The organism is Winogradskyella poriferorum, from assembly GCF_036553625.1.
Classification (GTDB): Bacteria; Bacteroidota; Bacteroidia; order Flavobacteriales; family Flavobacteriaceae; genus Winogradskyella; species Winogradskyella poriferorum.
The window spans coordinates 576672-589926 of sequence record NZ_JAZHOU010000002.1; the positions used below are offsets into that span (position 1 = coordinate 576672).

Genomic DNA, 13255 nt, shown 5'->3' on the forward strand with positions numbered 1-13255 from the left:
TAATAGTTAGTTTTTTTTTTTTAAATTGAAAGTTTAAAATTATTAAAATCAATTTTAAAATTGAAAATAAATAAACTCTTGTTGTTCACCGGTAAAGCTAAATATTAGGATTACCAGAAAAAAGTAGAAGCTCCATCGAATAGGTTTTTTCAAAAAGTCTACTTTTTGGATTGCATACTCACCAGATCTTCCTAACCATTCAATAGCTAAGAAGAAGATTAGCAGTCCTAAGATGGTCATAGGTAAAATCTCAGGTTTGGTAAATAGGTTAGCTGTAAACATGTTTTTTATATATATAAATGCATTGGTCACATTGTCTGCTCTAAAAAATATCCAAGCGATAAGGGTTATAAAAAAAGTTGTTGTCATCTGGAATAATTCTCTGAACGAAGGAAAATATTTTCCTTCAGCGACTAAATTGGTATTAACTCTATTTTTATTTAATAAAAGTAATGGTAAAAAATAAAGAGCATTCAACGCTCCCCAAACAACAAAGGTCCAATTGGCACCATGCCAAAATCCACTAACAATAAAAATAATGAAGGTGTTTCTTATCTTCATTTTAATACCTCCTCTACTGCCTCCCAAAGGGATGTATAGGTAGTCCCTAAACCAAGTTGATAGTGATATGTGCCAACGCCTCCAAAACTCAGCGATATCTCTCGAAAAATAAGGAAATGCAAAATTTCGCTTAAGGTTAAATCCAAACAAACGAGAAATACCAATAGCAATATCTGAATAACCAGAGAAATCACCATAGATTTGAAAAGCAAAGAAAAAGGCACCTATTAAAAGTGTGCTTCCTGAATAGTCATCTTGATTGTTAAAAATTGTATTGGCATAAACCGCGCAATTATCTGCAATAACGACTTTTTTGAACAACCCCCAAAGTACTTGGCGCAATCCATCTACGGCATGTTCATACACAAATTGTCTTTTTTTATGAAATTGAGGTAGTAGGTTAGTGGCTCTCTCAATTGGCCCGGCAACTAACTGGGGAAAGAAACTGACAAAAGCCATGAATCCTAAGAAATCTTTAGTAGGCTCCAATTTTTTATTGTATACATCAATAGTGTAACTTAAGGTTTGAAATGTATAAAAACTAATTCCGACCGGAAGTATTATATTAAGCGTGTTAATACTCAGTTGTCCACCAAAAAACGTAAATGATTCAACTAAGCTATCCACAAAGAAGTTATAATACTTAAAGAATCCTAAAAAGCCAAGGTTAACACAAATGCTAACCCATAAAAACACCTTGCGCTTGGATTGTTTATCTTCTGAATTGAGCTTTAGGCCAATGGTATAATCTACCAAAGAGCTAAATAGTATTAAAAATAAAAACCGCCAATCCCACCAGCCGTAGAATACATAGCTCGCAACGGCAATCAGTAAGTTTTGTTGCTTTATGCGATTATTACCAATAAGCCAATACAAAGTAAAGACAATTGGCAAAAAAATGAAAAATTCTAGTGAATTGAAAAGCATGGTTATCTTTAATTATTTTAATTGGTATTTTATAATATCAACAAGCTGTTGGCTCATTTTATTTGCGCCTTCTATATTTGCATGATGATAATCTGAAAAATCTTCATCCTTATATTTGAATAAACTTGTTTTGTAATGATTTAAATCATAGTAAGCAACATCTTTATAACTCCTCATATATTTTTTATAAAAATTTTCCTCATCATTATTATCACTTATTTTAAGTCGGGAAGGAGGATAAGGTGTTCTTAGCACTATTAGTTTAATTTTTTTAGTTTTAGTAAGATGGTATATCTTGTTAAAAAAATTTTTGAAACGTTCTTTGTTAAAGTCAGTATTACTAAAGTTTGGGGTAGGTTTTAAGTTGTTGATTTCTGTTTGAGTTATAATGGATTTTTCTTTTAGGTAACCTTTATACCAGTCTTTTTCTTGTTTTCTTTTGACCTTAGGTTTATTTGAAAAAACAGATATTAAGTCTTGCTTTATGTAATTGTTAAACTTCATTAATGGTACTAAGTAATTGGCTATTCCCTTACTACCATAACCTTTCGTAATCAAATCAAATTTATTCTGTGTGGAATTAAAAAAAGAAGCATTTGAGAAAATTTGATAATAATCATGATTATTATCTGATAAATTAAGAAAAGTTCCAAGTACGATGTACTTAGGTTTTTGATAATCTAATATCTCTCGCAGAGCGTAATATGATTCTGCAATATCTTGAGCAGAAGTCCCCATATTGAAGGACTGTATATCTAACTCTGTGTCAATAATCTTAGGATTAAATCCTGTGTAGCATCTACTAGATCCTAGAACTATCAATTCATAAGTATTTTTATTGGTATGAATACTGTTCCATTTCAAATAGTTTTTATGGGTTTTGTTTTTTATAGCTTTATAGGCAGGGTATTCGTATATTAATAATATCAAAAGGTTTATAAGCACAAAGAATAATAGACCGTAGGTAATATGTTTCAGAAATTTTTTCATTTAGAGATGTTGGTTAATTATAGTCTTCCATTTTTCTGTCACTTTTTTGCTTGTGTAATTTAAAGATGTCTCAATAGCATTTTTTTCAAAACTCTTTTTTAAGTCGTCATCCTTAATGAGCTCATCAATTTTTTGAACTAAAATATCCTGATTGTTTACGGGGACTAAAAATCCGTCTTTCCCGTTTGTAATTAAATCAGAAGGACCATAGTTACAGTCAGTAGAGATGCATGGTAAACCAAAATGCATGGCCTCTAATAGAGCATTAGGAAAACCCTCAGCTTTTGAAGTGAAAACAAATATTGAGGCTCTCAAATAATAATCATGAATGTTCTTAATATCAGATAAAATTTCTATTTTATTTGACAAATTAAGATTTTTAATAAGATTATTTAACTTCTTTTTATTTGGGCCTTTTCCTATAATTATAACTTTCCAATCTTCTAGATTAAGTGAATAAATAGCTCTAATTAATTTATCTTGTCTTTTATCGTTATTAAGTCTACCAACAGTTAGGATTATTTTTTCTCGTTTTATTTCATTTTTTCTTAGCTCAGATAGATCTGAAGAAATAGGGTTAGGTAAAACCACTATGTTTTTATGCCTGAGCATATTAGAATATATAGTTTTTACTTTTTCCGTCTGTACTATTAAACTATCTGATTTAGGGTAAACAAATTTTCTTAACATTACCCAAAAACGAGGAATATCTTTTTTTAAAGGGTCATTTCTTTCACTAATTAAACTTGGAATATCATTTTTTAGAGCAGCTAAAGTGGCAATTATATTGGCTGAAGTTATAAAGCCTATCAGTAGATCTATTTGTTCATTTTTTACAACTGAACTAACCTTTTTAAAGATGGTATAGTTTAGTTTTATAGACCCAAATATCGAGGTAGGTTTATTAATTTGTTCAAAACAAGAGATAACCTTAACTCTTTCATCTAGTCTATAAAAGGGATTTGATTTTTTAAATGTAATTATTGCAACATCAAAGTCTTTTACCAATCCATTACTTAGGGTAGATATGACTCTCTCAGCTCCTCCTGGTGTTAAAGCTCCGATAACAAACGCTATTTTCTTTTTTTTATTTGTCATAAATCTCTGTAGAATTATTTCTATTGAGAATTTTTAATAACTTAATTAAAAGTACCTATTTAGAGCCTATCAATTCTCTTCCTGCTTTACTTTTTAATATAATTTTTGCTAGAAATATTGATATACTAATAGATACTATAAATGCTAATGGTATCCCTATAATTGGTGAAAATTTCTGTACAAAAAGAAATGTAAAATATACCTTCAATATTGGTTGATGAATTAGATATATGTAATAACTTGTATTATTTATTAACCTTATGCTAGGATTAATTTTTGAAAGAAAACCTCGATATTTTTGAACAAAAAAATCTAAAAATCCATAAACAAAACACAACGCTAGCAAACTTAAAATTAATAGCATTTGTTTATTGGCTATTAGTAAATATTTGTTTTCCAAAACATTACTTAAATAAAAGTATGTGCTAAATAATAGCAAATGAATTGAAAAGATATAAAAAACTTTGCCTTTGAGTAATTTTAAAATAGTTAAAGAGTTTTTACTAAAATAATTTCCTAAAAGAAAGAATATGAAATATCTACTAACTCTGCCGATAGGCTGAAAATTATATGCTATTAAAGGCGTAGATATTATGTACAGAAAAGCTCCTATAAGAATCCCTATAATAATATTATTGTTTATTAAGAAATTCTCAAATTTGTAATACAAGAGGAACATTATGTACATCATTAATAAAAACCATAAATGACCACTGTCAGTCCAGAGGTGCGCCAAAAATGTTTTCAATGATTCGAAATCTAAAAAAAAGTAAATATAAATAGGCGCAAGTATGATATAAGGGACTATTAATCTTCTAGACTTTTTTTTGAATAAAATTTTATAATTTGAATATTTACCCAAATAGGCCTTAAGAAAATAATAGATATAACCAGAAATAAATACAAACAAAGGCATAGAAATTGTTGATATATAGCTTCCTATATAATCAACAGTAAGACTATAGTCATAAAACTTGCTAACATCCCAGCTACCTCTGTAAGGTGAAAAAGAATGTCGTAGGACAACTAAAGATATTCCAACAGCTCTTAAAACGTCCATATGGTTCAAATCTTTTTTCAAATCAGAGAATAGTAGTTTAGAGGTTAGTAATAGAACTAACCTTATTTTTTGTATTTATTTCAATATAGATGTATTATTTACTTTCCAATAGAAGAATATTCAAATCCTATATTAGCCATTTCATCTTTGTTAAGTATGTTTCTACCATCAAAAATAAAAGCTGGCTTTTTCATTAGATTAAAAATCTTTTTCCAATCGTAAGTTTTAAACTCATCCCATTCTGTCATTATAGCAATAGCATGTGAATCTTTTACAGCATCATAAGGATCGTCAAAAGTTTCTACTAAATCTTTATTCTCTTTTTCAGTACGTGTTTGTAAGTAATCTAAATCACCGTAAACTTTTTTACTTGGTACTTTTGGGTCATACACTGCAATATTAGCTTGCTCACTTAATAAATGATCAGCTACATAGATTGCTGCAGACTCTCTTGTGTCATTTGTATCCTTCTTAAATGCCCAACCAAGCATAGCAATTTTCTTACCAGATACAGTATTATATAATGTACTGATTAAATTATCAGAAAATCTTCTTTTTTGATGATCATTAAGTATAATTACTTGTTCCCAGTAGTCAGCAACTTCATTTAACCCGTAGCTTCTAGCGATGTACACTAGGTTTAATATGTCTTTCTGAAAACAAGATCCACCAAAACCAATAGAAGCGTTTAAGAATTTAGAACCAATTCTAGAATCCATTCCAATAGCTCTTGCTACTTCGCTTACATCAGCTTCTGTTCTTTCACAAAGTTCAGAAATAGCATTAATTGAAGAGATACGTTGTGCTAAAAACGCGTTTGCAGTTAATTTAGATAACTCAGAAGACCATACATTAGTCCTTAAAATTTGATCTTGAGGTACCCAACTACCATAAATATTTGCTAAAGCCTCAATAGCTTCTTCTGACTCACCACCAATTAAAACTCTATCAGGATTTAATAAATCTTGAATAGCAGTACCTTCAGCTAAAAACTCAGGATTTGATAAAATATCAAACTTTACATCACTTCCTGTATTGTGTAAAATACTTTTTATGGCCTGAGCTGTCCTAACAGGAAGCGTAGATTTCTCAACTACTATCTTATCTGTTTTAGCTACATCTGCAATGTTTCTGGCACAAAGTTCTACATATTTTAAGTCTGCTGCCATTCCTTTTCCTTTACCATAAGTTTTGGTTGGAGTATTAACTGAAATGAATATCATTTCAGACTCATCAATGGCTTTATTTATTTCTGTTGAAAAGAATAAATTTTTTCCTCTGGTTTCTGCAACTATTTCGGCTAATCCAGGCTCATATATTGGTAATTTTGAAACATCTTCATCATTCCATGCAGCAATTCTTTCTTCATTAATGTCTACGATAGTAACTTGAATGTTTGGATTCATTTTAGCGATTACAGCCATTGTAGGTCCACCTACATATCCAGCTCCAATACAGCAAATTTTTGAAATTTTCATTTTAAATTTATGTGTTTGACTCGGGTTAATTTATTTAGCTTAACAAAAGTGTGGGAATTATTTAATTATCTGCAAATTAATATATCAACGACTAGTTTTTACGATAAACTTCATTCAATGTATATAGAAGTGTTTATAATATTGTTATAAGTCATTAATATTATTTGCTATAATATGACTTATACCAGTTTACAAACGACTTAACTCCTTCTTTTATAGAGGTATTAGGTCTATAATCATAGTCTTTTATGAGTTGGTCTACATCTGCCCAAGTTTTTTCTACATCACCTGGTTGTATTGGCATCATATTCTTATCTGCTTCTTTACCAAGATTAAACTCTATTTCTTTGATAAAGTCTAAAAGTTTAACAGAGTTATTATTTCCAATATTGTAAACTTTATATAGTGCTTTTGTATCTAATCGCTCTTGTGTTGACTTCTCACAAATACGAACAACACCTTCAACAATATCATCAATATAAGTAAAGTCCCGCTCCATTTTACCATGATTAAAGACTTTAATAGGTCTGTCATTTACAATGGCATCTGTAAATAAAAACATGGCCATATCAGGTCGTCCCCATGGGCCGTAAACGGTAAAAAATCGTAAACCAGTAGTTGGTATATTGAATAAGTGACTGTATGTATGCGCCATTAATTCATTGCTCTTCTTTGTAGCAGCATACAAGCTGATAGGATGGTCTACATTATCATCTGTAGAAAAAGGAATCTTTTCATTTAAACCATAAACACTAGAACTACTTGCGTATACTAAATGTTTAATATTGTTATGTCTACAACACTCAAGAATATTCAAAAATCCAACTAAGTTAGAGTCTATATATGTTTCTGGGTTTTCAAGGCTGTATCTAACGCCTGCTTGCGCAGCAAGGTTACAAACAACATCAAATTTTTCTTGTTCAAAAAGTTTTGGTAATGCTTCTCGGTCTTCAAGATTCATTCTTACAAATGAAAAGTTGTCATTTGTACTTTTACATAAATTATTGAAGTTTTCAGCGTCCCTTTTGTTAATCCCTAATTCCCCTAATCTTGAAAATTTAAGGTTAACATCGTAATAGTCATTAATATTGTCTAGGCCTACAACTTCATGTCCTTTTTCTAGTAGTACTTTTGATGTGAAAAAGCCAATGAATCCTGCAGCACCAGTTACAAGTATTTTCATTTTTTTGGTAGATTTAAGTTTAGAATCCAAATATTACAATTAAATATTTAGATTGGATATTTATACTATGAAACTATAATTTTATTCGTTAATGTAACTCATAGCTAATATTTTAGCTATAGAATCACAATTTTCAATACGCAGAAGGATGTCTTTATCTTTATATAAATTATCTATATGATAAATCTTACAAGAATCTAGTTTAGTGTTACTCTTCGAAAAATCTACATTTCCATATTTAATAAGGTTTATAACCGTTGATGAATCAATGGAATTATTAATTACAAAATTTGAAACCTCATTAGAGTAATTAATAGTCTTTGAGCTTATATTTTTTACTGTTCTTGCGTTAGGGCCATAATCACAAGAGGCATCTTTACCATTTAGAAAAAACATTAATATAATTAGACCTATTGAGAAGCCGCCTAGATAATAGGCTAAACGTTGAGTGAATTTCATGTATTTTACTTAATTAGAAAATTAATAAGTTGACATCATTATAATCTAACCCAAACCATTCAGCAACAGATTTGTTAGTTAAGATACCGTGGTAAAAATACAATCCATTTTTTAATCCTCTATCAAAACGCAAGGCATTTTCTAAACCTCCATGTTCACCAATTTCCAGAAGATAAGGTGTGAAAATATTGCTAATAGATACAGAAGCAGTCCTGGAATATCTTGCGGGAATATTTGGAACACAATAGTGTATAACTCCATTATATTCAAAAGTAGGATGGTCGTGTGTAGTAACTTCACTAGTTTCAAAACAACCTCCCATGTCTATACTAACGTCGATGATTACCGAACCTGGTTTCATGTGCTCTACCATAGTCTCAGTTACAACTACTGGTGCGCGATTACTTCCTCTAACAGCACCAATAGCAACATCACATCTTTTTAATGCTTTAAGTAAGTTTTTTGGTTGCATGGTAGATGTATATACGGATCTACCCAGATTATTCTGAATACAACGCAGTTTAGTTATAGAACTATCAAATATTTTAATATTAGCACCAAGTCCAATAGCAGATCTGGCTGCAAACTCACCAACAGTTCCTGCTCCAAGTATAAGAACTTCTGTTGGTGGTACTCCATTAATATTACCCATCATTAATCCGTTACCACCATTAACGTTAGAAAGCAACTCTGAAGCAATTAATATAGATGCTGTGCCTGCTATTTCACTAAGAGAGCGAACTGCAGGATAAGCACCATCTTCATCTTTAATATATTCAAAAGCTAGAGCGGTAATTCGTTTTTTAGCTAATGCTTCAAAATAGGCTTTACTTTGCGTTTTTATTTGTAATGCCGAAATTAATATAGTTTGTGGATTAATAAGTGATATCTCATCTAATGATGGTGGTTCAACTTTTAGTACCATAGGGCAGGAGTATACCTTTGCGGTATCTTTGGTAACTTCTGCACCAGCATCACTATAATCTTTGTCTTTAAAATTGGCACCTTCGCCAGCTCCAGACTCAAATAGAACACGATGACCATTAGCTGTTAACGCAGAAACTGCATCTGGTGTAAGACAAACTCTACTTTCTTGAAAATGGGTTTCTTTAGGAATACCAATAAATAATTCCCCTTTTTGCTTAAAAATTTCTAAAGTCTCTTCTTGTGGGAGTAATTGAGCTTTAGTAAATGGTGATAACGATTTACTCATTAAGTTAGTAATTGACTTAGTTATTGCAAGATAATAAAACACAATCTTGCATTACTAATTTATCTAACTTTTAAATTACAAATTAAATTTTAATGAATAAAATATAAGCTAAAAATACTGCTTCACCTTACCCCAAAATGTTTTTGGTTTAATCATAAACTCTTCCTCGAGCTCCTCCATGGTTTTGTCTGCATCGTTTATTTGATCAAACATTTTAGCTCTTATAAGATAAATTGAAGGAAAAACGATAGCCATTATTGGTAGTAAATAGATTATATGGAATTCATCCATAAATCTAATGTCATCATTTAAAGCACCAATACATTGAAATGAAAACATTACAATTGGAATGATTAGAACATGATACCACCAATGGCGACAGGTAAAGAACCAAATTAAAGAAAGTAATAATGGGATAACTTTAGTCATTAAGACCCATATACCAGTTTTAACACTTTCATATTCTAGGCTTGTGTATGTGCCAAAAATTGTATCCCAACTAGGTTCTTCAGGTACATACTCATATAAATAAAATAAAAAAGGAGTACCAGCTATTATTGTAGCAATGATACTCCCAGTAATAATCTTACGACTATAGGTTTTCTTATCCGTGTGTAGGGATTTTGATTTTTCTTTTGTCAACTTTTGTTGTTGTTTGTCCATCTAAGTCGATAATGTTAGTTGCTTGAGCAGTGAATAACACTCCGCCGAAGATTGCAATTGCTAGTACTAGTTTTTTAGCTTTCATAATTTAAGGGATTTAATTAATTAATTTATTACAAATTTAGAGTGATAGTATTCCCTGTAAAAATCAATTAATGTTAAAATCCATCAAATTATAAGATTGTGTTTACGGTTTTTCCGTAATCACATTATTCTTCGGTAGGATGTAAGTTGAAATTTGGTTAGAATTTCGGTTCTGTCATAGCTTTATTTTCGGTTAAAAGTTTATTGTTTATGGTTAATTTGAGGGATCTTTTGTTATTGTCTATCTTAGTAATGGTAATAGTTTGGGTGTTTTCTGGTAATAATTCTTCTATACGATCTGGCCATTCAATAAATAACCAATGATTACTGTATAAGTAATCTTCTACTCCAAAGTTATAAGCTTCTTCAATAGATTCTATTCTATAGAAATCAAAATGATAAATTTTGTCATTTGGTAACTTATACTCATTAACAATAGAAAATGTAGGGCTGGTTGCAACATCATCACTTTTCATTGCTTTTAACAAAGCATTAATTAATGTTGTTTTTCCGGCACCCATCTCTCCGTTAAACAAAATCACTTTAGACTCTAAAAGATTAAGCACTTTTAAAGCTGTTGCGTTAATTTCATTTAAATGGTATGTTAATTCAATATTATGCACACTCACCTATTACTAATTATGATACAATGTTAGTAATTAAATATTGAAAATCCTAGTAAAAAGTGTATTTCGTCGGATTTTTATGCTTTTTACGGATTTATTTAGGGTCCAAAACCACAAATGGAATTATCATTTCTTCTAATGAAACGCCACCATGTTGATAGGTGTTTCTGTAATAACTTACATAGTGATTATAGTTGTTTGGATAAGCTAAGAATAAGTCTCCTTTAGCAAATATAAATGAGCTACTCATAGTTAATGAAGGTAAATGAACAGACTTTGGATTTTTGATAGCCAATACATCTTTATCTTGATAGGTAAGACTACGACCTGTTTTATACCTTAAATTAAGACTTGTATCTCTGTCTCCAATAACTTTAGATGGTGCTTTTACATTTATAGTTCCATGATCTGTGGTTAAAATTAATTTAAAACCTAGTTGTTGAGAAAGTTGAATCATTTCTAATAAAGGAGAGTTTTTAAACCAGCTCTGCGTCAAAGATCTATATGCTTTATCATTAGAAGCTAATTCTTTAACAACTTCCATCTCGGTTTTAGAGTGGGAAAGCATATCAACAAAATTGTATACAATAACACTTAAATCGTTGTTTTTTAGACTCTTGAAGTTGTCTACGAGTTTTTTGCCAGATTTTAAGTTAGTGATTTTATGGTACTCGTATTTAATATGGTTTAAACCTAATCGCTTTAATTGTTCTCTCAAAAAATCATCTTCGTGCAAATTTTTACCACCTTCATCTGTATCGTTTTTCCAATACTTAGGAAATAATTTTTCCATATCAGCAGGCATTAATCCTGAGAATATAGCATTTCTGGCGTATTGCGTTGCTGTCGGTAAAATACTATAAAATGACAATTCAGATGCTTTCTTGTAGTAGTTATTTACAATAGGTTCAAAAGCTTTCCACTGATCATAACGCAGATTATCTATCACAACCATAATTGTAGGTTGTTTATCGCTTAATTCAGGCACAACCTTTTCCTTAAATAGCGTGTGAGACATTATAGGAGCATCAGAATTGGGTTGAAACCAGTCTTCGTAATTTTTCTCAATAAACTTTCCGAATTGTAAATTTGCTTCTGTTTTTTGAGATTCAAGAATATCTGTCATTCCAACATCTTCAATATCTTCGAGTTGAAGCTCCCAGTAAATGAGTTTTTGGTATAAATCAGCCCATTCTTCATAAGAATTAACCATAGACAAATCCATAGCAATTTTTCTAAACTCCTGTTGATAATTGGATGTTGTTTTTTCAGATACTAAGCGCGAATGATCTAAATTCTTTTTTAAGCTTAATAGAATTTGATTTGGATTAACTGGTTTTATAAGATAATCGGCTATTTTACTTCCAATAGCTTCTTCCATAATATATTCTTCTTCACTTTTTGTAATCATTACCACAGGAAGATTAGGACGACGCTCTTTAATTTCGTTTAATGTTTCTAGACCAGTGAGGCCAGGCATATTTTCATCTAAAAAAACGATATCAAAATTGGTATCATTAATAATCTCTAAAGCTTCTGTACCGCTTTGACATTTAGTTACCTTATATTGTTTTTGTTCTAAAAAGAGAATATGTGGCTTTAATAAATCAATTTCGTCGTCTACCCAAAGAATATTTATGTTGTTCATGTATATTTGTTTTCTAATTAATGAATTTTCAATTTGAAGTCTAATAATAAACTCAAAATATTTAACGATCCAATTTACGGATTTATTACGATTCCTAATTCGTTAATTTTCGACCTTATTCAGCATAAATACTTTCAGAGACTACGTAGAATTACGCAAATGGGATTATCTTATTTAGTATATCCAGGCGCACATCATACGCGTTTCCATCATGCATTGGGAAGTATGCATTTAATGCAAAAAGCTATCAATGTCCTTCGTTTTAAGGGAGTTTCGATTTCTAATGAAGAAGAAAGTGGATTACTAATTGCAATTTTATTGCATGATATTGGACATGGTCCTTTTTCTCATGCGATGGAACATAGTATTGTAAATGATATTTCTCACGAAGAAATTTCGCTTCAATTTATGGAAAAACTCAATGAAGAGTTTAACGGAAGTTTAACGTTAGCGATTGCAATTTTCAAAAAAGAGTATCCACGTAAGTTTATGTGTCAGCTTATATCTAGTCAGCTAGACATGGATAGAGCAGATTACCTGAAGCGAGATAGTTTTTACACAGGTGTTGCTGAAGGTAATATTAACAGCGAACGTTTAATTACAATGCTTAATGTGGTTAATGATGAGTTGGTTGTAGAGGAGAAAGGTATTTATAGTGTCGAAAAGTTTTTGGTCGCAAGACGTTTTATGTATTGGCAAGTATATTTACATAAAACAGGAATAGCAGCAGAACAATTACTAACTAGAATCTTAAAAAGAGCAAAAGAATTGGTTCAGCAAGGAGAGCGATTAAATTGCAGCGAACCTTTAAATTTCTTTTTAACATCCGAAGTTAATTTTAGAAGTTTTGATAATGATACTTTGGCAATATTTGCAAAACTTGATGATTATGATATTGTTGCTGCCATGAAATTATGGAGAAATCATACAGATTTTGTGCTTAGTAATCTTTGTCAAATGATTCTTGATAGAGATTTATTAAAAATAAAAATTAAGAATAAGCCGATTAAAATTTCAGATTTAGAAACGCATCATAAAGTATTGATGAATAAATACAGTATTTCTAAAGAAGAAGCAGATTATTTTGTCTTTAGTGGTGAAATAACCAATGTGGCATATCAGAGTAAAAAACAGCATATTAACATTCAATTAAAGTCTGGTAAAATAAAAGATATTGTAAAAGCATCGGATCAACTCAACCTAAAAGCACTCAGTAAACCTGTTACCAAATACTATATGTGTTATCCTAAAAAGAAAATGTGATA

At 30.4% G+C, this 13255-nt stretch carries 12 protein-coding genes; 1 reads left to right on the forward strand and 11 read right to left on the reverse strand.

What is annotated here, in order from left to right:
* Positions 1-54: 54 nt before the first annotated feature.
* From V1468_RS08760 to porX, 11 genes are all read right to left on the reverse strand, one after another.
* Positions 55-1488 carry an MBOAT family O-acyltransferase gene (locus V1468_RS08760; RefSeq protein ID WP_331809857.1) on the reverse strand — a complete coding sequence of 478 codons (1434 nt, stop codon included), beginning with the start codon at positions 1486-1488 and terminating at the stop codon, positions 55-57.
* Between the two features lie 12 nt (positions 1489-1500).
* Positions 1501-2478 (reverse strand): hypothetical protein, encoded by a 978-nt coding sequence (locus V1468_RS08765; protein ID WP_331809861.1) that lies wholly within the window; start codon positions 2476-2478, stop codon positions 1501-1503.
* Positions 2479-3576: a glycosyltransferase family 4 protein gene (locus tag V1468_RS08770; protein ID WP_331809862.1), complete on the reverse strand. Its 1098-nt coding sequence runs from the start codon at positions 3574-3576 to the stop codon at positions 2479-2481.
* Between the two features lie 55 nt (positions 3577-3631).
* Positions 3632-4657 (reverse strand): acyltransferase, encoded by a 1026-nt coding sequence (locus V1468_RS08775; protein WP_331809863.1) that lies wholly within the window; start codon positions 4655-4657, stop codon positions 3632-3634.
* Positions 4658-4734: 77 nt separating this feature from the next.
* On the reverse strand, positions 4735-6114 hold the full coding sequence (locus V1468_RS08780) for a nucleotide sugar dehydrogenase (protein WP_331809864.1): 1380 nt from the start codon (positions 6112-6114) through the stop codon (positions 4735-4737).
* A gap of 160 nt (positions 6115-6274) precedes the next feature.
* Complete coding sequence (locus V1468_RS08785) at positions 6275-7297, reverse strand: NAD-dependent epimerase (protein WP_331809865.1); 1023 nt, start codon at positions 7295-7297, stop codon at positions 6275-6277.
* 81 nt (positions 7298-7378) lie between these two features.
* Positions 7379-7756 carry a hypothetical protein gene (locus V1468_RS08790; protein WP_331809866.1) on the reverse strand — a complete coding sequence of 126 codons (378 nt, stop codon included), beginning with the start codon at positions 7754-7756 and terminating at the stop codon, positions 7379-7381.
* A gap of 13 nt (positions 7757-7769) precedes the next feature.
* Complete coding sequence (locus V1468_RS08795; protein WP_331809867.1) at positions 7770-8969, reverse strand: alanine dehydrogenase; 1200 nt, start codon at positions 8967-8969, stop codon at positions 7770-7772.
* 108 nt (positions 8970-9077) lie between these two features.
* Positions 9078-9632, reverse strand: a complete 555-nt coding sequence (locus V1468_RS08800; RefSeq protein ID WP_331809868.1) for a hypothetical protein — start codon at positions 9630-9632, stop codon at positions 9078-9080.
* Positions 9633-9874: 242 nt separating this feature from the next.
* The gene (tsaE, locus tag V1468_RS08805) at positions 9875-10339 is read right to left on the reverse strand and encodes a tRNA (adenosine(37)-N6)-threonylcarbamoyltransferase complex ATPase subunit type 1 TsaE (RefSeq protein WP_408647359.1); all 465 of its coding nucleotides are present in this window, start codon (positions 10337-10339) and stop codon (positions 9875-9877) included.
* A gap of 97 nt (positions 10340-10436) precedes the next feature.
* Positions 10437-11990, reverse strand: a complete 1554-nt coding sequence (gene porX / locus V1468_RS08810) for a T9SS response regulator signal transducer PorX (protein WP_331809870.1) — start codon at positions 11988-11990, stop codon at positions 10437-10439.
* A gap of 33 nt (positions 11991-12023) precedes the next feature.
* Here porX and V1468_RS08815 point away from each other — a divergent pair, with 33 nt between their 5' ends.
* Entirely contained in the window at positions 12024-13253 is a 1230-nt protein-coding gene (locus V1468_RS08815) for an HD domain-containing protein (protein ID WP_331809871.1), read from the forward strand.
* Positions 13254-13255 lie beyond the last annotated feature (2 nt).

What these genes read in the sequence shown, in the direction of transcription:
- V1468_RS08760 (WP_331809857.1), bottom strand. Translation starts at nt 1,488, where the DNA reads ATGCTTTTCAATTCACTAGAATTTTTCATTTTTTTGCCAATTGTCTTT.
- V1468_RS08765 (WP_331809861.1), bottom strand. Translation starts at nt 2,478, where the DNA reads ATGAAAAAATTTCTGAAACATATTACCTACGGTCTATTATTCTTTGTG.
- V1468_RS08770 (WP_331809862.1), bottom strand. Translation starts at nt 3,576, where the DNA reads ATGACAAATAAAAAAAAGAAAATAGCGTTTGTTATCGGAGCTTTAACA.
- V1468_RS08780 (WP_331809864.1), bottom strand. Translation starts at nt 6,114, where the DNA reads ATGAAAATTTCAAAAATTTGCTGTATTGGAGCTGGATATGTAGGTGGA.
- V1468_RS08785 (WP_331809865.1), bottom strand. Translation starts at nt 7,297, where the DNA reads ATGAAAATACTTGTAACTGGTGCTGCAGGATTCATTGGCTTTTTCACA.
- V1468_RS08790 (WP_331809866.1), bottom strand. Translation starts at nt 7,756, where the DNA reads ATGAAATTCACTCAACGTTTAGCCTATTATCTAGGCGGCTTCTCAATA.
- V1468_RS08795 (WP_331809867.1), bottom strand. Translation starts at nt 8,969, where the DNA reads ATGAGTAAATCGTTATCACCATTTACTAAAGCTCAATTACTCCCACAA.
- V1468_RS08800 (WP_331809868.1), bottom strand. Translation starts at nt 9,632, where the DNA reads ATGGACAAACAACAACAAAAGTTGACAAAAGAAAAATCAAAATCCCTA.
- porX (WP_331809870.1), bottom strand. Translation starts at nt 11,990, where the DNA reads ATGAACAACATAAATATTCTTTGGGTAGACGACGAAATTGATTTATTA.